Source organism: Synoicihabitans lomoniglobus, from assembly GCF_029023725.1.
GTDB classification, from domain to species: domain Bacteria; phylum Verrucomicrobiota; class Verrucomicrobiia; order Opitutales; family Opitutaceae; genus Actomonas; species Actomonas lomonigloba.
Window position 1 is genome coordinate 5,850,955 of record NZ_CP119075.1, and the last position, 18,772, is coordinate 5,869,726.

General features: G+C 62.7%; 19 protein-coding genes. 9 read left to right on the forward strand and 10 right to left on the reverse strand.

Annotated features, from left to right (window positions below; genetic code table 11):
- The first annotated feature begins 100 nt into the window (after positions 1-100).
- The 7 genes from PXH66_RS22770 to PXH66_RS22800 all read left to right on the forward strand — a co-directional run bounded on the left by PXH66_RS22770 (position 101) and on the right by PXH66_RS22800 (position 6,587).
- Positions 101-1,042, forward strand: coding sequence for an ABC transporter ATP-binding protein (locus PXH66_RS22770; RefSeq protein WP_330929562.1), 942 nt, complete (start codon positions 101-103; stop codon positions 1,040-1,042).
- Positions 1,039-2,031: an ABC-2 transporter permease gene (locus PXH66_RS22775; RefSeq protein ID WP_330929563.1), complete on the forward strand. Its 993-nt coding sequence runs from the start codon at positions 1,039-1,041 to the stop codon at positions 2,029-2,031. The genes PXH66_RS22770 and PXH66_RS22775 overlap by 4 nt, the downstream gene beginning before the upstream one ends.
- A complete protein-coding gene (locus tag PXH66_RS22780) occupies positions 2,028-3,020 on the forward strand; it encodes an ABC transporter ATP-binding protein (RefSeq protein WP_330929564.1) in 993 nt (330 codons plus the stop codon). Before PXH66_RS22775 ends, PXH66_RS22780 begins: the two co-directional genes overlap by 4 nt.
- Entirely contained in the window at positions 3,017-3,811 is a 795-nt protein-coding gene (locus tag PXH66_RS22785; protein ID WP_330929565.1) for an ABC transporter permease, read from the forward strand. Before PXH66_RS22780 ends, PXH66_RS22785 begins: the two co-directional genes overlap by 4 nt.
- 68 nt (positions 3,812-3,879) lie before the next feature.
- Entirely contained in the window at positions 3,880-5,313 is a 1,434-nt protein-coding gene (locus PXH66_RS22790) for a hypothetical protein (protein WP_330929566.1), read from the forward strand.
- A 24-nt stretch (positions 5,314-5,337) separates the two neighbouring features.
- Positions 5,338-5,925, forward strand: coding sequence for an RNA polymerase sigma factor (locus tag PXH66_RS22795; RefSeq protein ID WP_330929567.1), 588 nt, complete (start codon positions 5,338-5,340; stop codon positions 5,923-5,925).
- Entirely contained in the window at positions 5,922-6,587 is a 666-nt protein-coding gene (locus PXH66_RS22800; RefSeq protein WP_330929568.1) for a hypothetical protein, read from the forward strand. Before PXH66_RS22795 ends, PXH66_RS22800 begins: the two co-directional genes overlap by 4 nt.
- On the opposite strand, the gene PXH66_RS22805 is transcribed toward PXH66_RS22800, so the two are convergent.
- From PXH66_RS22805 to PXH66_RS22835, 7 genes are all read right to left on the reverse strand, one after another.
- The gene (locus PXH66_RS22805) at positions 6,584-8,083 is read right to left on the reverse strand and encodes a hypothetical protein (RefSeq protein WP_330929569.1); all 1,500 of its coding nucleotides are present in this window, start codon (positions 8,081-8,083) and stop codon (positions 6,584-6,586) included. The two genes, PXH66_RS22800 and PXH66_RS22805, sit on opposite strands and share 4 nt — an antisense overlap.
- Before the next feature lie 21 nt (positions 8,084-8,104).
- Positions 8,105-8,416, reverse strand: coding sequence for a DUF3817 domain-containing protein (locus PXH66_RS22810; RefSeq protein ID WP_330929570.1), 312 nt, complete (start codon positions 8,414-8,416; stop codon positions 8,105-8,107).
- A 45-nt stretch (positions 8,417-8,461) separates the two neighbouring features.
- Positions 8,462-8,878 carry a VOC family protein gene (locus PXH66_RS22815; protein ID WP_330929571.1) on the reverse strand — a complete coding sequence of 139 codons (417 nt, stop codon included), beginning with the start codon at positions 8,876-8,878 and terminating at the stop codon, positions 8,462-8,464.
- 101 nt (positions 8,879-8,979) lie between these two features.
- The gene (locus PXH66_RS22820) at positions 8,980-9,486 is read right to left on the reverse strand and encodes a hypothetical protein (RefSeq protein ID WP_330929572.1); all 507 of its coding nucleotides are present in this window, start codon (positions 9,484-9,486) and stop codon (positions 8,980-8,982) included.
- A 53-nt stretch (positions 9,487-9,539) separates the two neighbouring features.
- Positions 9,540-10,115 (reverse strand): hypothetical protein, encoded by a 576-nt coding sequence (locus PXH66_RS22825; RefSeq protein WP_330929573.1) that lies wholly within the window; start codon positions 10,113-10,115, stop codon positions 9,540-9,542.
- Positions 10,116-10,183: 68 nt separating this feature from the next.
- Positions 10,184-10,453, reverse strand: a complete 270-nt coding sequence (locus PXH66_RS22830; RefSeq protein ID WP_330929574.1) for an HPr family phosphocarrier protein — start codon at positions 10,451-10,453, stop codon at positions 10,184-10,186.
- Between the two features lie 211 nt (positions 10,454-10,664).
- Complete coding sequence (locus tag PXH66_RS22835; protein WP_330929575.1) at positions 10,665-11,330, reverse strand: DUF2238 domain-containing protein; 666 nt, start codon at positions 11,328-11,330, stop codon at positions 10,665-10,667.
- 313 nt (positions 11,331-11,643) lie between these two features.
- Between PXH66_RS22835 and PXH66_RS22840 the strand changes: the two genes are divergently transcribed.
- Positions 11,644-15,015, forward strand: a complete 3,372-nt coding sequence (locus tag PXH66_RS22840; RefSeq protein WP_330929576.1) for a rhamnogalacturonan lyase family protein — start codon at positions 11,644-11,646, stop codon at positions 15,013-15,015.
- Between the two features lie 148 nt (positions 15,016-15,163).
- Here PXH66_RS22840 and PXH66_RS22845 read toward each other — a convergent pair whose 3' ends face one another.
- Together PXH66_RS22845 and PXH66_RS22850 are read right to left on the reverse strand one after the other, a co-directional pair.
- Positions 15,164-16,030 (reverse strand): NAD-dependent epimerase/dehydratase family protein, encoded by an 867-nt coding sequence (locus tag PXH66_RS22845; protein WP_330929577.1) that lies wholly within the window; start codon positions 16,028-16,030, stop codon positions 15,164-15,166.
- 168 nt (positions 16,031-16,198) lie between these two features.
- A complete protein-coding gene (locus PXH66_RS22850; protein WP_330929578.1) occupies positions 16,199-17,152 on the reverse strand; it encodes an aldo/keto reductase in 954 nt (317 codons plus the stop codon).
- A gap of 292 nt (positions 17,153-17,444) precedes the next feature.
- Here PXH66_RS22850 and PXH66_RS22855 point away from each other — a divergent pair, with 292 nt between their 5' ends.
- Positions 17,445-18,104, forward strand: coding sequence for a hypothetical protein (locus tag PXH66_RS22855; protein ID WP_330929579.1), 660 nt, complete (start codon positions 17,445-17,447; stop codon positions 18,102-18,104).
- A gap of 2 nt (positions 18,105-18,106) precedes the next feature.
- On the opposite strand, the gene PXH66_RS22860 is transcribed toward PXH66_RS22855, so the two are convergent.
- The gene (locus PXH66_RS22860; RefSeq protein ID WP_330929580.1) at positions 18,107-18,544 is read right to left on the reverse strand and encodes a BAR domain-containing protein; all 438 of its coding nucleotides are present in this window, start codon (positions 18,542-18,544) and stop codon (positions 18,107-18,109) included.
- Positions 18,545-18,772: the final 228 nt, after the last annotated feature.

The following is an 18,772-nucleotide window of genomic DNA, read 5'->3' on the forward strand; positions in this document are numbered from 1 at the left end:
GGATAAATTTCAGATTTGTGAAACTCCGCTTCATCACGCGGGGTGTATGGCGGTAGATGGCGATTTTGTGCATATTCCCCCATGAACCGGTTCAGCGCTTATGATTAAACCGATCATTGAAACTCAGGGTCTGAGTAAGACTTACGGTTCCCAGCGGGCATTGGACGACGTAACGGTGTCGCTGCCTCCCGGCACGATCGGACTGCTTGGGCCCAACGGCGCCGGCAAGACGACGTTTCTCAAGTGTTTGCTCAACCTGGAGGCCCCCACGGCCGGCACGGCACAGGTGCTCGGTCGCAGCATCACGGTGAACAGTCGCGAATCTCGGGAACGGGTCGGCTACGGTCCGGAGCGCGATTGCCACATCCCCGGCATGGCGGGTTGTGAATACGTGACCTACTGCGGACAACTTTCCGGGATGACGTTTCATGCCGCGCGACAACGGGCGCATGAGATGCTCGATCTCGTCGGCATGGGGCAGGAGCGCTACCGCTCGATCGACACGTATTCCACGGGTATGCGGCAACGGGCCAAGCTGGCGCAGGCGTTGGTTCACGACCCGGAGGTCCTCATCCTCGACGAGCCGACCAACGGTCTCGATCCGAGTGGGCGCGAATATATTCTCCGGTTGATCGGTTCGTTATGGCGGGAGTTCGGCATCAGCGTCATCATCTCCTCGCACCTCCTGCACGACATCGAACGCATCTGTGACCGCGTGCTCATCATCGCCAACGGTCGCATCGTCGAGCACGAGACGATGGCCGCCCTGCAGGCCCGCCGCCGACGGGTGGTGGAACTCGCGCCGAGTGGCGCCGTCGCGCGTTACACGAGTGTATTGACCGAGGCCGGCTTCACGGTGGAAGCCCTGTCCAACGGCCGTCTGCGGATTGAAAGCACGGAGGACAGCGTGGACTGGCTGCTGCGTCTGATGCGCGATCACGACCTGCCGCCGGCGGATTTGTTTTCCAGTCCCGATGCCCTGCAAGGGTTGTTTCTGCAGGCGCTGGAGGCTTCGGGCATCAAGGGAGGGGATGCGTTGTGAAGCAACCCGTGCTCGATTTCAACCGGTGGGAGGGACCGCGCCACGGCGTCGGGGCCCGGCGATGGGTGATCGCGTCCACCGGGTTGCGGCAGTTGTTTAAAATCCGTTTTTTCAAGCTCCTGCTGGTGCTGGCGTGGACGGCGGGGGTGCTCGTCGCGCTCGCGGGTTTCGTATTCACGCAGACGCTGTCCGAGACCGGGTGGCTGGCGGCGCTCGCGTCCAATGCCGGGCCACGCGGCATGGCGGTGATGCAGGCGATCAGCGCGATGCTGTTGCTGTATCCCGACATCCTCGTGGCGGGCATGTTCAAGTGCATCTTCTGGGCGCATTCGCAGGTCGGGCTCATGCTCTGCCTCGTGGCCCTGGCCATCGTCGTGCCGCAATTGATCACCCGGGACCGGGCGAGCCAGGCGCTGACCATCTACCTGTCGCGACCGCTGACCTCCCGGGATTATTTGCTGGGCAAGTTTGGCATCATCATCGGTGTGCTGGTGCTGTTGTGGACGGGGCCGTTGATTGCGGGTTGGTTGCTCAGCCTGCTCTTCGCGCCGGACATGGTGTTTGTGCAATATTCGTTCGGCGCGCTCGGCGATGCGTTGATTTTCAACGCGATCGGATTGGTCGTGCTCGCGGCCATCGCGTTTGGGGTGTCGTCGATGGCCAAGACCGCCGCCGCCGGCCGTTTGTGGTGGATCGGTTTGTGGGTCGTGGTGGGCGGTATCGCGAACCACCCGGGTCTGCCGGGGTGGGTGCGTCACCTGAGTTTCACCTATGATTTGAAAATGGTGCGCGACGAAGTGTTTGCCATCGGTGAGGTGCTGACTTCGGCGGCCGATGTGCTGCCGCTGCTGAGCAGAGAGCTGGCGGCGGAAACGCGGGAGACGGCGACGTTCCTCGGCACGGACGACCTCACCGGAGTCATAACCGGCCTGGTCATTCTGGTCGTCGGTTCACTGTTGTTTTTCTTACGGAGGATCAAACCGGAATGAGCGCTATCGTCGAAGCAACCAACCTGAGCCGGTTTTACGGCATCGTGCTGGGTCTCAACAATGTGACCTTCAAGATTCAACCGGGCATCACCGGCGTGGTGGGGCCGAACGGCGCGGGCAAGACCACGCTTTTTCGCCTGCTCACCGGACAGATCAAACCGAGCTCGGGCACGTTGTCGGTGTTCGGTTCCTCGCCATGGTCCGACCGCAATGTGCGCGCCCAAATCGCCTATTGTCCGGAGGACGAAGCCGTGCCGGCCAACATCAAACCGCAGGACTGGCTCATCGCGCTCGGCATGATTTCCGGGCTGTCGGCCAGCGATGCCAAAACCCGGGCGAAGGCCGCGTTGCAACGCGTCAACCTCGCGCCGGCGCATTGGAACAAATCCGTGCACGCCTATTCCAAGGGCATGAAGCAACGCGTGAAACTCGCCCAGTGTCTGATGCATGAGCCGCGTCTCATCATCCTGGACGAGCCCATGAACGGCCTCGACCCCATGGGACGCGAGGAGATGGCCAACGTGTTGCGCGACCTCGCGGCCCACGGCACCAGCGTGGTGATTTCGAGCCACATTTTGCAGGACCTCGAAGCGCTGTGTCGCGAGTTCATTCTTTTGCGCTGGGGGCGCCTGCCCAAGTCCAGCAATGCGACTGCCAATGCCCGCGCGTCGGCCGCCCCCGCCAACGGCGCGGCCGATCCCGCCAACCCGACGGCCCCCGTCGCGCCAGCGCCGCGGCATTGGCCGGGGGAGACGACCGTGCGGTGCGAAGATCCGGCGCGTCTGGCCCGGTTCTTTTTCGAGCGGGATCTGCTGCGCGGCTGCGACCTCGACGAAGAGACCTCGACGTTGGTGGCGCGGTGGCGCGACCCGGCGGCTTTTTATGAAAAGTTCAACCAGCACCTGCTCGACAGCGGTGTGCCCATCCACGAAGTGAGCGCAAAAGGATCGCAACTCGAGCGCGCCATCGAACCGCCTCCGCTGCCATGAACGCTGAATCCACTGCCTCGCTCTCCTCGCTGCCCCGGGTGACGCCTCGTTTGGCCCCGGCGCTCGGCGGTATCTGGCGACTCACCTGGCGCCGCGTCTTTGCCCCCCGCCGGGCCCTGGGGTCGGGCCTGTTACTGGTGATCTTGGGCCTGTTGACCTACCTGTTTGCGGCGCGTCCGGAGGATCACGATTACTTCGAGTGGGTCTATGGTTTCATGCTCCTGCTAGTGACGCCAATCGTCGCGTTTCTGGCCGGCGCCGGCGCTGTGCGCGAGGACTTGAAATCGGGCGCGGTCGACTACGTCATGACGCGGTCGGTATCGCGTCCGGCGTATGTAATATTTAAATACGTGGCGCAGGTGATCTGCAACCTGATCGCGGGCTGGGCGCTGGTGGCGTTTCTGCTGGCGGTGGGCGGTTTCGCCGGACAGGGCGGACTGATGTCCGAGCTTTCCCGGTTGCTCGTGGTGGTGACGGGCGCGATCACGGCGTTCACCGCGCTGGGCTTTTTCTGTGGCACGCTGACGAGCCGCTACATGGTGCTCGGTTTGTTTTACGCCGGCGTCATCGAGGCGGGGCTGGGCAACATCCCCATCCAGATCAATGCGCTCTCGATCGCACGTCACCTGCGCGTCTTTCTCGAAGGCATGGGCTACCGGGCCCTGACGTTCACCGGCGAAACGTGGTCGGCCGCCGGCCTGTTGGCCGTGATCAGCTTGGGACTGGTCGGCGTGGCCACGTTGGTGTTCAGCCGACAGGAATTCATCGGGAGCAAAGAAAAAGATGCGTAATTTGTGAAACCCCGCCCGGACGCCCGGTGAATAGAGGACAGACAAACAATCCAACCCATTTTAAGATCATGAAAATTCTCTCAACCCTCTTCCTTCCCGGCCTGGCTCTGCTGACCGCCACCGCGCCGGGACTGCGGGCCGACTTCAATCCCGCCATGGTGCCGGCCGACTCCAAGTGGGTGGCCTACGCCGACTTCGACGCGTTGCGCGAAACCGAGCTCGGCAAGATCCTCCTGCAACGTCTCCCGGTTTCGATCGATGTGGGCGAGGACGGCGGCAGCGTGAAGCCCGACCTCAATAAAATCATGACCACGATCGGCTCGGTCACGGCCTTTGGCGACAGCCTCTCCGGCCAGCACGCCGAGATGAACGGAGCCATGATCATCCAAGGCACCAGCGATCTGCGCAAAATTGCCGAAGGTCTCGTCGCGCACATGACGCTCACCAATCCCGACCAGTTCCGCGAGCTTCCCGACCTGCCGTTCGAGGCCTATCAAGTGCACGGTGAAATTGTGGTCGGTTTCCCGACGGAACCGATCGTCGTGGTCGGCCGTTCGCCCGCCAAACTCACGGAAGCGTTGGCGGTCTATCGTGGCCGGGGCGCGTCGCTTAAGGGGGGCAATCACGCGCTCTCTTCGCTGCTGCCCACGAAATCGGGCTACTACCTTTACGGGGCGACGCTGGTTCCTTCGGAGCACTTGGAGGAAAACGCCAAATCTCCCCAGGCGCGAATTCTACAGATGACTCAGGCCGCCGCCGTAAGCGTGAGCGAGAACGAAGACCTGGCCACCGTGCAGGCGACCCTCGTCGCGGGGAGCTCCGACGTGGCCGACAAATTGATCAAGATCCTCAACGGTCTCACCGCGATGTTGTCCCTCGCCGAGACCAACGACGCCGACGTCGCCACGTTGCTCAACTCTCTCCAAGTCGGCCGCGACGGCCGACAGGTCACCGCCGAGCTCTCTTACTCCACCGCCCGACTGGTGGCGCTGATGGATCAGCACGTGAATAACGCGGTTGAATCACACCCCCAGCGCGACACTGAGTCCGCCGCAGCTCCGGCGCGCCAGCTCGACGTGGAAGGCGACCTGCTCGCGACGTGGACCGCCGATGCCGACCTCGGCGCCGATGGTCCCAGCGCCAACAACTTTGCCATCTTCACCAGCGAGCCTGTCCCGCTCCGGGCCGGCGAACGCCTGATCGTTACCAGTGCGCGGGAGCGCGGTGAGCACGCCCGCATTGATTATCTCGAGTTGATTCCCGTTGATAATCCTGGAGGCAAACAACGTCTGGAAGGGGAATACCTGCGACTGAACAACTATCGCATCGAGGCCTCCAGCGCGGCGTCGGGCGGTGAACTCATCCGCATCGACGATGGTCGCGGCACCGCCGAACTCCGCGTTCCCGGCCCGGCGGGCAGCTACCGGATCCGCGTCTGCTACATCGACGAAAACGACGGCACCGCGACCTTTCACCTCAGCACGGTCTCGCCCGAACAGTGACCCACGCCCGTTTTCCCGTCCGGCATGAACTCCGCCACCGCCAGCTCCGCCCCCCGGGCGATCGATGATTCCGACATGAGTCAGTCGATTGAAGCCGAACTGGTGCGAGAAACGCTCGCCGGCAGCTCCTCGGCCGCTCGCGAACTGGTGCGTCTGTTTCATCGCCCCATCTTCAACTACATCAACCGGATGGTGGGGCAGTCACAGGACGCCGAGGACCTGACCCAGGAGACCTTCGTGAAAGCGTTTCGTTCGCTCGACCGGGTCGATACCAGCCGCCCGCTGGTCAACTGGCTCTTCACCATCGCCCGTCGCACCGCGCTCAATCACTTTCGCTCGCGCAAAAACTTCGTCGAGTTACCGCCCGAGGCCGCCGCCGAAGGGCCCGGTCCGCGCCAACAAACGGAACGCAAGGAACGGGTGGAAAATCTCTGGGCCAAAGCGCGTCGCATCCTCAATCCCGCCGAATATGAAGCCCTCTGGCTGCGCTTTGGCGAAGACCTCACCATGGAAGAAGCGGCCCACGCCACCGGCCGCTCCATCCCGAGTATTAAAACCCTGATTTATCGCGCCCGCCAGCGTATGCTCACGGCCAAGGAATCCCTGCTATGAACGCTCCCTCATCCTCCCCCGACTCCTCGCCTTCCTTCGTTTGCCGCAGCGTGCGCTGGTGGAGCGCGCGACAGGATGCCGATGCCGGCGGGGCGGCCCCGACGGCGGGGTGGACGTCGCGTCACGTCGCGAATTGCCCCGATTGCCTGAACTACTTTTCCGCCGTGAGTCAGCTCCAAACGGGGCTGCGCCAGGAGGCGCAAGACCTTGCGACCGCCGTCGATGAGGCCGACATCCCCCTGGGATTGGAGGATCGCATCTGGGCGGCGGTGAAGCCCGAAGTGGTGCCACGCGCGCCCCGGGTGCGTCGGTCCCTCGTCAGCCAATGGCTTAAGCTCGAGGTGGGGGCCTTGGCCGCGATCGCCGTGGCGGCTGTGGTGTGGTTTGGCTGGGGTCGGGTTTCGCCGTCCGCCCCCGTTCAAGTCCCGGCCCCCGTGGTCGCCGACTTTGACCAGGCGGATTTACAAGAACTCGCCGCCAGTCTCGCCTCGTTGCCGCAACGCGTGTTGGCGCCCTCGGCCGAGGCCACCGTGGCGGCCGGATCGACCGGAGCCTTGGAAACGGAGCTGTCCGCCCTCGGCAGCGACACCCGCGCAGTGTGGGAGTTTCTGGAGCGCAGCTTCCTGCCCAGCAAGGGCCCGGACGAAGTGGTCAGCTCTTAGGGAATCAGCTCCCAGATCTTGATCACGCCGAAGCTGGCGCGTTCACGCCACGGTCCGCTCCAGCCGGTGCGAGCGGTTGTGTCTTCCGAGCCGAAACTCATGGCGTAAAGCGGACGCCCCTCGCGATTCGCGGTCTCGCGCAACAGCTGCGCGGCCTCCGGCGTGAGGCGATCCCAGCGCACGATGGCGCGGTCCGTGTAGTAGCTCAGCGCGCCACTGGTTTGCACCGCCAGCACGATCGCTTCGGCGGGCGTGTGGGCGTTGATCCAAGCCGCCGCATCGAAATAGATGCGTTCGCCGCGCTTCATGATGGTGGCGTAGTGACGATTCGCCGCCACGCCCTGCCAAGTCAGCGTGGCCCCGAGTAGCACGAGTGGAATCGCGACCCGCGCCATCACGGATTGACGCGCTGCCAACACGCGCTGGCCTACCAACATCGCGCCGACAATCAGGGCCGGATAACCCGGCAGGATGAAGCGCAGATACCACCAGTTGCCGGTCGAGTAGGAATAGCACGCATACAGGGCGATGAACGCTGCGGGCCAAACGACGAGCAGTGCCCGATCACGACCCGACACGTGGCGCAGCCAGGGCAGTCCGAGCACGGATAGCGCCACCCACGGCGACAGATGCAGGGCGGTGCCGCGCGCAAAATGCGCCAGCGTCGCCGGTGCGAGCGACAGGCTGAAAAAGGCACTCACATCGCCGTATCCGGACGCCAGCACGTTCCCGTAGAGCGCGTGGTTGTGCCAACCCAAATACACCGCTCCCGGCAGCCCGGCCAAACCAAACGCGAGCCACCGCGCCGGTCGTTTGCCGAGCAGCAGGGCCAGCGGAGCCAACAGCAGCACGTTGGTCGGACGCACCAGCACGGCCACGGCAAACGCGATACCGCTGAGCGCGGCTCCTGTCGTCGCGGCGGTGCCGTCGCGCCACCGCCAAGCGCACACCACGGCGGCGAGCCCCCAGACCATTGCCGCGACATCGCTCATGGGCTGGGTCGACATGTAGATGAACAGCGGGCTCGCCCACAGCACGGCCACGGCCGCCAACGCCCATGTCCACCGCAGGCCCACGATCCGGCCAAGTGCGAGCATCAGCCCGGCGGCCGCGCCGGCCAGCACCACATTCACGGCGACCGTGGCCCAATCCAGGCCCACGAACCACGCGCCCACGACCAGGTGCAGCGGGTAACCCACCGGGTAAGTTGGTGCCAGTGTGCGGGTGGCGGGATCGATGACCAGCCCGAGCGGTTCCTGCGCGGTCGCGAGCCAGCGGTGATCGTCGGCGGACACGATGGCAGGGACCTCGAAATGATCCTGCCCCGCCAGAAGCAAACGCGCATGGTTGAGGTAGCCTGACGCGTCCGCGTTGCTCGCGTAGGGAGCAGTGTATTTGCGAATAAAATACAGGTAACCCGCCGCGACCAGCATCGTCGCCCCGATGATGACTGCGCGCCGGAGACGGGAAGCGCGAGCAGCGGGGGCGAGAGGCATGGACGGAAACGAGGGGTGGGATCAGTGATCCGCCGAGGCCAACGGACGGAGGATCTTGGCTTCCACCACGAACGGGCCGAACGGGACCAAGGCACCGATCCAGATGAGCACGGTGCGTTTGAACGGCCAGTTGTCCTCTTCAATCTGCGCATGCAGCGCCGCCGCGAGCAGCGCGAGAAAGAGCACGCCGTGCGCCATGCCCACGATGCGCACGGCCTCGGGGTGGCCGGCGAAATATTTGAGAGGCATGGCGATGAACAGGAGCAACACGAAGGACCAGCCTTCGCATAATCCAATCAAACGCACGCGACCAAGAGCAGTGGATAATGACATGACGGGCGCACTAAGGAGGCCGGATGGCTTCGTGGCAATCGCTCCCTAGTCGGGATCGTTTTCCCACAACCGCGGGGTGGCAAATTCCAGGCTGTTGCCCGCCGGATCGCGGAAGTAGACCGAGCGGGCACCGTTGGGCCACGATTGTTCGTGCTCGATGGCCACGCCATGGGCGATGAGTCGATCGCGCCAGCCATCAAGGTCCTCGCGTTCGACCGCCCAGCAGACGTGTTCGACCCCGCGACTACCGTGACAAGGGATGCCGTCGGGGTCGCAGACCTCGGTCGCGTCGGGGTTGAAAATCAGCACCATGCCGGTGTCACAGTGGAGAAACACGTGCCGACCCTCGGCGCGTGAATGCAATTTCAGCTCCAGCACGCCCGTGTAGAAGTCATGGGCGGCATCCAAATCCTCGGCATAGAGGCAGGTTTCGAGCACACGGAGCGGAGAAGAATGCGGCATGGCATTCACGCTGGCGTTCGCCCGCGCGCGTGCAAGCGTGCGAGGCCGGCTCGACTTGCTCGTCAGCCGCGTTCCTGCGGTGACGGGGGCGAATCAAAAGGTTACCGCATTTCTCCCGTCATGAGCGGGGTTTGCTTGATGTCGGAGGGCCAGTATTGGCCTCGCGGTTGGCTGACGACGAGGGATTCGCTGACCAAGACGCGTTGATCGCGCCCGTGACCGGCGGTCTCATCCCACACCGTGACTTTGAAATCCAGACCGACCTGCTGGCCGTCGATACGATAGGCATGCGATGCCTCGGCATCGATCGTCAGGGTGTGAACGGCTTGATGGTCGCTGCCGTCGAGGAAGATTTTCACGGTATGGCGACCGGGCTCGAGCGGCACGGCAGGTGCGGCCGCCTGGCCCACACGCCGATCATCGACGGACTGCAATCGAATCGTGGTATTGAGGGCGGTGTCGAAAGCGGCTGGTCGCACGTGCAAACTCGCGGTGGATGACGTGAACGTCATCGAGTGGGTGGGGCTGGACGTGTAGGTGCCGCAACCGGTGCTAAGCCCCAAGGCGACTACCGAAAAAGCGCTGAGAATAAGGCGATTGGTTTTCATGGGATGCAGGGGGGCGGGCAGGTTTGGTGTTATTCGGTGGGACAGCGGGCCGTTTACCAGAAACTGCCCAACGTGCCGCCTTCGGTGGATTTCCCCGGCGCGGTCACACCGGGAAGTGATGAGCCCGCGTGGCTGCGGGCCAACGACCGGGACGGGGGCACCTGATCAAAAACGTCGGCCACCAAGGTGCGCGCGGCGTCTGCGCCGGAATCGTTCCATACGAGGAACCGGTAGCGTTTCCCCTCGCGCAACACGTTCAATCGGTAGTGACGTTCACCGTCCCCGGGAAGGGAAATAAGGGTGCTGGCGCGGTGGTGTTTGCGGCCCAGCGTAGCCATGAGGAGATGGTTGCCGCCGATCAGCGTGAAGGCCAAACCGGAGGCGGACGACCCGGGTTCCAGATTGGTGAACGCCACCGCTGTCGTTTGCAGACCGGATGCTGCGTGGTGACAGGCGACCAAGGCGATGTCGTCGGTCTGCAGCGGGAGGAAATCGGGCGAGGGCGAAGCTTTTTGGGCGGGCGCGGACTCAACCGGCATGGGCTGAGTGACTTCGAAAATTTCGGTCTGGGCGCAGGTGACACCTGCCATGCCCAACAACGCGAGCGCGGTGGCGTGGGGTATTTTCATCGAGGTATACCCTGTGGGAAACGAACGCCGCGAAACTGTTCCGCCTCGGCGGCAGTTGCCCGGTCGGTTCAGGGCCGGGTGGAGGGATCCGACTCGAAGCACGCGGCCACCGCGTGCAGCGCCTCGCGCTCATCTTCACCCTGGATTTCGATGCGAACCTCGGTGTTGAGCGTGGCGCAGAGCACCACGAGTCCGAGAATGCTGGTCGCCTCCGACATGCGGGAGCCGACCCGGACGTGAATGCTGGACCGGAAACGTTGGGCCGCCCGAACGATGGTGGCGGCGGGCAGGAGGTGCAGCCCCTGTGGCCACGGCACTCGAACAATTTTGGTTTTCATAATGCGTGAAGGTTCCCGCAGTCGGACCCGCCGCGAAAGTCGAGGTTCACCGCGCGCGCCAGAAAAACCGCCCCGCGACTGAGGTATTAGAAAACGTATTCAATTTCTCGGCGATGGGCTGTCGCGTAACGAGGACGAAACCAGGTTCTGAGACCGCGCCCTTGTGATGGAGGCGGTGAATCCCGTGTCTCAATTTCCAGACTTGCGCCCGCTAGGGTTTGCGCCTGAAGAGGCGTGGGTTCGATCGCACGAAGGCGACGATCCATTGCTCGAGAAACGAGTGGGAACCCCAGTTTTTGAGGTATCCGAATCCGAGGATCGAAATGACGGCGGCACCGATCGTATCGACGATCAGATCCCACATCGTGTCGGTCAAACCCGAGGGGTCACCGAACATTTCCTTCTGCATGTCCAGGCCGAAAAACAGATCCATGCCATACTCGAAGATTTCCCAAACTGCTCCCATGCCGACCGCGAACATGAACGCAAACAACGCGACGAATCCCGGCGTCATATGGACATCGATCTCTTCCTTCTCGTTGAGCACGTAGACGAGGAGAAAGCCGACGATCCCGAGCAGAAAACCCGAGGCGGTGTGCAGGGAAATATCCCACCACCAGAACCGCCCGTAGTAGCCGCGCACTTCTCCGAGAAAAAGAGAGGCAAATACGAAGACCGTGGCCATGCATTCGAATTCCGGCGGGATGAACACCCGGAAACGTTTGCCAAGTAGCACCGGGAGGAAGGTGAGAAATATGATCGCGCACGTCGTGGCGAGCGTCAGCCACTGTCGTTCGTAGACGGCCAGCCCGGCGCCGATGACCAGCACGGTTTGCAGCGCGATCGTCAGCCGTTTGTGAATGGTTCGCTGAGGCATCGTGGTGAGCACGCCGGATGCCGCCGCGGGACGCAACCGGAAGCGCCGCAAGTGACCATGGAAAAATGTTCCTGTTTCCCACCGGGCAGACCGTTGACGTGCCGGCTGAGACTCCGGGGCGGCGGGCGGAGAAATCGTCACGGCGGTCGGTCTCAATGGGCGGACTGTCTGAAAAGCCGCAGGGTTCTCGAGCGGGGGCAGTGATGGTTGTTTGGTCCTCCGACTTCGCCTGTGACGTTTGCTGCTCTTGGCCGAGGCCGTTTTTACCCAACCCCAGGAAGCCGCCGGCTTCCGCCAACCCCGAAATAACTCCATGAAAACTCGAGTCATTGGGCTCGGTTCGATGCTGATCCTCAGCGCGGCACTAGTGCGCGCGGAAGAAGTCAGCCTCCTGCCCGAAGCCGTTTCCCGTATTTACATCCAGGGCGTCGCGGGCGCCCCGTCCGTCAGCAATGCCACGCCCGAGGGCACTGAGATCTACACGCGATCGCTCGACAATGTCACCGGTGCCGCGGTGCGCGGTTACGTGCATTACCTGAAATTCGATCTTTCAGCGCTCGCCAATCCCAGCTTTCAGGCCGCGACCCTTACACTCAACCGCGTGGGCGGTGACGGTCTGTCCACTGGTCGCGTGGCGATCTACGGTCTGCTCGATCTACCGGGCAACACCGCGCAGGATTGGGACCCCGTCTCGTTTGTCTCCGGCGACGAAACCGACTTCGCCATGTATTACGATGCCAGCGGCATCAGTGGGTCGGTCGCGATCAATCTCGCCAACGTGGTTGATTTCTCCGCCGACGAATCCATCAGCGGCAATCGCGTCACACTCAACCCGGCGGCCCTTACTGCGTTCCTTCAGAATCGGGCGGACCAGGGAGGGAAAGCCACCCTGCTGTTGACCATGCCGGCGCAGGGCAACAACACCAACAAGTCTGTCAGCTACGCTTCCTTCACGCATGCCGACGCGAGCCTGCGGCCCACCCTGGAGTTGACCTACTTCGACGCGAGCCTGCCGTCGCCCCCGGACAATCTGCGCGCCGCCGACATCACGTTCTCAGCCGATCCGGTTTTGGAATTGGCGTGGGACGCCGTCCCCGATGCCTTGACTTACGGTCTCTACCGTCAGGCTCCCGGCGAGAGCGAGCTCACCCTTGTCGCCCAGCAACTCGGGACGGTCTTCGTCGATACGTCGGTCGCGTTGTTGGAAACGTATTACTACGCGGTGGCCGTCACGACCGGCGCGGGCGAATCCATTCTGTCGCCGGAGATCGAGGTGACGATCGCCGATCCCGCCGCCCCTCGTCCCGCGCAACCGGTTGACTTGACCGTCGCCACAGCCGAGCCCGCCAGTATCCAACTGGCTTGGACGCCCTCCGCCGCCACGATTTTCTATCGGGTTTATCGGTCGACCGAGCCCGATCGCAACTTTGCGGAGATCGGGCAGGTCACCTCGCCCGGTTTCACCGACGCGGGGGACGTGGCCGGATATGCGACTTACTACTATTCCGTGATCGCCGTGGGCGCCGGTGGGCTCTCCGCGATCAGCGACCCGTTGGAGGTGGATCCCCGCTACGCAGATGGCGGCCATGCGCCGCGCCGCCCAAGTCGCGTCGCCGTGGCGATCCGCGATCCACATGCCGTTTCGTTGACCTGGGATGCCTCGGCCCGGGCCGAGGCCTATTACGTCTACCGGTCGACGCAGCGTGATGGGGATTTTCGCCGCGTGGCCGTGGTGACGGGCACCAACTGCAGGGATGACCGGGCGATCTTCCCCGAGCATGATTACTATTACCAAGTCACGGCGGTGGGTGCCCACGGCATGTCCCGCGCCTCGCGGGCGGAAAAAGCCGAGGCGGTGGTCACGCTTCGTCGTGAAATGGAAGATCTCGATCGAGGACTGGTCGCCGTGGATACGCCACAAGGCGTATTCGTCAGCTGGCGCTGGCTCGGCACCGATGATCCCGACGTGCGGTTCAACCTCTTTCGCAACGGCCGCAAGCTCAACCATCGACCGCTTGATGGCGCGACCAACTTCCTCGATGCCGACGGCAACAGCAGCGACCGGTATCGGGTGCGCGCAGTGGGGCAAGGTCGTGACCGCGACCGGTCGAGGAAGCGTTCCCCTGGTCGATCCGAAAGCACCAGAGTGCTGGAGCAAAATTACCTGCCGATTCCCCTGCAAGTGCCGGCGGGCGGTGTGACCCCCTCCGGTGAGGCCTACACGTATGCGGCCAACGACGTCAGTGTGGCTGATCTCGACGGAGATACCGACTACGACTTCGTGGTCAAATGGGATCCGAGCAACTCCAAGGACAATTCCCAAAGCGGCTACACCGGTCCGGTCTACCTCGATGCCTACACCATCGAGGGCGAACGCCTCTGGCGGATCGATCTCGGTCGCAACATTCGCGCCGGGGCCCACTACACCCAATTCATGGTCTATGATTTTGACGGTGATGGTCGGGCTGAACTGATCTGCAAGACCGCCGACGGCACGACCGATGCCGCCGGCACGGTGATTGGAGATGGAGCCGCTGACTGGCGTAACGATGCCGGTTACATCCTGGAGGGCCCTGAGTTTCTCACGGTCTTCGACGGACGCAGCGGCACGATCATCGATACCGTGGATTATGTGGCCCCGCGTGGCGCCGTCACCGACTGGGGAGATTCCTACGGCAATCGCGTTGATCGGTTCCTCGCCGGGGTGGCTTACTTCGATGGCGAACGCCCGAGCTACTTCACCTGCCGCGGGCAATACCGCGGGCAAGGCGGCACCGACGGGCGCACCGTGATCGCGGCCTACGATCTCGTCGATGACCAGCTGGTGGAGCGATGGGTGCTCGATTCCTGGGAAGACGGTCGGGAATGGGCCGGTCAAGGCCATCACAGTCTCGCCGTCGGCGACGCTGACGGTGATGGCAAGGACGAGATCATGTATGGCGGCATGGTCGTCAACGACGACGGGAACGGGCTCTACAGCACCGAGCTCGGCACCGGCGATGCGCTGCACTTCGGTGATCTCGATCCCACCCGGCCGGGTCGGGAGCTGTTTGCCGCGAAGGAAGAGTCCGGCGGCGTTGAATACCGTGATGCCGCTTCCGGGGCTCAGCTCTGGTTCTGGGATAATGGTCGCGACACCGGTCGCGGTTTGTCCGCCGACATCAATCCGAACTACCCCGGCGAAGAGGTTTGGGGCGCCGCCAACGTCAACGTGTGGAGCGCCCAAGGCGACGTGATCGGGATCGATCGCCCTTCGATCAACTTTGCGACGTGGTGGGACGGTGATCTCCAGCGCGAACTCACCGACGGGATCAGCGTGCGCAAGTGGGACTACGTCAACGAGAACGAGGTCACGGTAATGTTGGCCGAAGGATGTGCCTCCAACAATGGCACCAAGGCCAACAGCTGTCTACAGGCCGATCTGCTCGGTGACTGGCGGGAGGAAGTCGTGTTCCGCACCGAGGACAGCTCGGAGCTCCGCATCTACACGACCACCGATCTGACGACGCATCGGATTCCCACGCTGATGCACGATCCGATCTATCGCCTTAGTGTGGCGTGGCAGAATAATGGATACAACCAGCCTCCGCATCCGTCGTTCTTCATCGGTCACAACATGCCGACGCCTCCGCAACCGCGTATTACGGTCGATTGCGAGCGGCCTCGTCGTGGCCACCGTCACTGAGGTTCCTGGGGAAACTTAGTCGGTCTTGCGGACCGGCCGTCGCTCCAAGCGGCGGCCGTTTTTTTTGCCGCCGTCTCGCGGTTATAGTCGCGAGACGGCGTGGTGAGGGCGCAGAATGCTTCCCGGGATGCCTAATCGAAAGGCTGGCCTAAAAAAAATGCTCCTGTTTCCAGCCCAGCAGATCTTTGGCGCGCTGGTTGGAGATGAGCGATTTGCGGCCGGAGAAGTCGGCGCGGAGGTCGGTCACGTTGGGCAGAAAGCGGGAGATCAGTTCCTGCGATGGCAGCGGTGAAGATGAATCGTCGGAAGCGATGATGATCGGCTCGCAACCGAGGTTGTCACCCTCGATACCGAGGCGGCAGGCGGAGGCGAGGTCGCGGGAGTCGATATACGACCAGAAGATGCGAAGCCGGTCCTCGGGGTGTTCGGCCGCGCGGGCTTTGATGCTCTCGTAGTCCTCGGGGCACACCACGTTGCCGATGCGATAGGAAAGGATCTGCGTGCCGTCGCGGCGGTGGAACATGGCGGCGGTCGCTTCGTTGACGACCTTGGTCAGACCATAGGTGTCGGCGGGAAGCTGGGGGTGCGCTTCATCGATCGGCAGGTAAACGGGATCGAACAACTCGTCGGCAAAGCAAAAACCGTAGGACGATTCGGAGGAGGCGATGACGGCTTTTTTGATGCCAAGCAGGCCACACGCTTCGAGCACGTTGTAGGTCGTGTTGGTATTGATGCGCCACACTTCCTGGTTGGCGTGCATCTGGGGACGCGGGATGGCCGCCATGTGAACGATGCCGTCGTAGGGGGCGCGGTTGCCGGTGGCGTGCGGGCCGAGGGCGTCGATGGTCTGGCCCAAATCGGTAAGATCGGCGGTGAGGTGGTGGCACGCGAGTTCCGCGGCGGGGGAGCGGGTGTCGACACTGGTGACATCGTAGCCCTGTTCGATGAAGTGCTTCAGGATCCAGTGACCGGCTTTGCCGGCGCCGCCGGTGATGAGAACGCGTTTTTTAGACATAAGAATTAGGGAGTAGAGTAACCACGAAACACACTAAATACACGAAAGGAGTTGGTGGATTCGAGAGAGCCGTAAAAGGGACGAAGCTTTTCGGGGGGGCAGCGAGGCATTTCGCCAGAATTTCCCCGGGCCAAGGGGCCCTTTCGTGTGATTCGTGTATTTCGTGGTTCAGTCCTGGCGGCCGGATTCGATGTAGGTGATATCGGCGGGAGTGAGGGTGTAGTCCATGGCGCCGATGAAGCCATCCACTTGCTCCGCCGCACGGGCACCGACGATACAGGCCGTGATCGCATTTTGGCGGCGACACCAGGCGATGGCGGTGGCGCCGGCGGATTGGCCGTGACGCGCGCCGACTTCCCGGAGCCGGTCGGCAATGGCGAGGTGCGTGGTGAGCTTGGGCTCTTGGAAGTTGGGGTTGTTTTTGCGCCAATCGTCGGCGGCCAGTCCGGCGAGGCGCTCGCGCGTCATCGCTCCGGTGAAGAGACCGGAGCCCATGGGCGAGTAGTTGATCACGCCGATCTGGTTGGCCTCGCAGTAGGGCAACGCGTCGGCCTCGACGTCGCGGGCGAGCAGAGAGTAGGGCGGCTGGAGGGAGGTGAGTTCGGCGATCTCGCCGGCCTCGGTCATTTCCTCGACGTTGAAATTGGAGGCGCCGATGTAGCGGACTTTGCCCTCGTCCTTGAGCTTGGCCATGGCGGCCCAACCTTCGAGGGTGCCGGCCATGTCATCGTCGGGCCAGTGCATCTGGTAGAGGTCGATGACATCCGTTTTAAGACGCCGCAGGCTGGCCTCGACCTCGGCGCGAATGGATTTCTCGGTGTAGGCGTAGTCGACGTTGCCGGTGGCGTCCCAGACCATGGAACACTTGGTGAAGACGTAGGGGCGGTCTCCTTTCCATTCCGCGAGAGCGCGGGCGACGACTTCCTCGGAATGGCCGAGACCGTAAATGGCCGCCGTATCGATCCAGTTGATACCGAGTTCAAGGGCGCGGTGGATGGCGGCCACCGAGGCGTCGTCGTCCTGGGCGCCCCAGCCGAATTTCCACGGTCCGCCGGCGGCCCAGGCACCGAAGCCGAGGGGAGTGAGATGCAAGTCAGACGAGCCGAGGGTTCGAAGTTTCATGATGACGACAGTCAACCCAGTCTCGGACCCGGAGCAAAGAATGGCGGCGGTTTGACGGGCTGACCGTTGAGCGAGGTCGGGGCGCGATGGTGTCCGGTGTTGGTGGTGGAATGGCGGCGCGAGGTAAGGCCGACCGGCGAATTTACATATTTTTTTATGTCCGGTGGCCCTTTGGGAGACGACACTTCGCATCTGAGGTTAACTGCGGTTGGCTGTTTCCGATCACATCGGCGCGTTCCGATGGGTGAGGCGGGGGCAACCGTCGGTCCTAATATCTATCACTCGACATCCCATGGAATACACGCAATCGCCCTTCAAGTCTCCTGATAGTTTAAGTCCGCTGGTATTGGCTCCCCGACCGGGAATAGGCCGGGGACTGTTTTTCGATGCTGAGACAGGCTGCACCTACGTCTACATGGACGGCGCATTACGATTGGTGCCGGACGGGCAGACGGGACGGCAGTTGTTTCGTGGTTACGGCGACCGTATTCCTTTCAATCGATTCGACGGTTTGAGCCAGGCGCCCCATCCGATCGGTCCCGCTTTGATGAACGACGCAAAATTGGTCGTGCGGGAGAACAACGACGCCATGGGAACGATGCTGACCGACCGGATGCCGTGGGACGAGCACACCGTCGTCCTTCGGCGCGTGATCAATCCGGAGCAGATGGCGGACTTCGAATTCGATTGGAAGAAGACGACCGTGTTGGAGACCGACGGGGTGATGGGAGTTCCCCTCGCGATCACCTCGGATGACAACGTAAAGGCGGCCGAGACTTTGGCGGGCTTGGAGGCCATCCATCGTCATGTGGTGCTGAACGCGGAACTGAATCCGTATTTCCAGTCGCGGTGGTCGGCCTACGCCGGCGATTCAAAGTCCGACGTGTTGGCGCGACTCGAATCCCAGTTGGCGGCGGCGCGAGTTGCGGTCGACGCTTTGCCCCGGAGCTGAAATCACGCCGGACTGTCGTCCGGTGGTGGGGACGCTGCCATCGGCTCACGGCGGTTTTCCAAGGCCGAGAGTCGTTCGTTCACGTCACGGTGAAACTGGGCGCGGGATTCGGCGAGTTGCTTGAATTCCTCGTTAAGGAAATTGCGCAGTTCCGTGAAACGGGAGGCTTCGGCCTGGTCGGCGAGCCGCCGTTGTTTTTGCAATTCTTCCGCGCTGATCCCGGCTTGAATGAGAGCGGATTTACGCAAGTGATTCGCATAGGTCGTCATCAACACATACGTGCCGAGGGTCAGCGCGAGCATGACCATGCCGAGCGGAATCTCGATGGTGCTAAACCCGAATGATAGCGGCGTGGGGGTGATGAACACGTTCCAGTTCAATATCACGAAAACGGTGACGAGGGCCGTCACGACCGACATAACAAGGGTGCGAGGTTTCATGCTGCGGGAGGAGGTGAGTAACACGAAGGGTGTGGAGTGTTTCTATCTCGTGGCCGCGGACAGCACAAGAACGGTTGCGGGATTCGTGTGCAGTCCATGGGGCCCGAAATGACTGGAATGAATGGGGGAGTCCGCGCCGGTGTTCTCACGGGGTCATTGATTTGTTTGAGGAGTCACGGATGGGAACGCACGCACCGGATGCGTGGCATAATGTGGTGGATTGAGAAT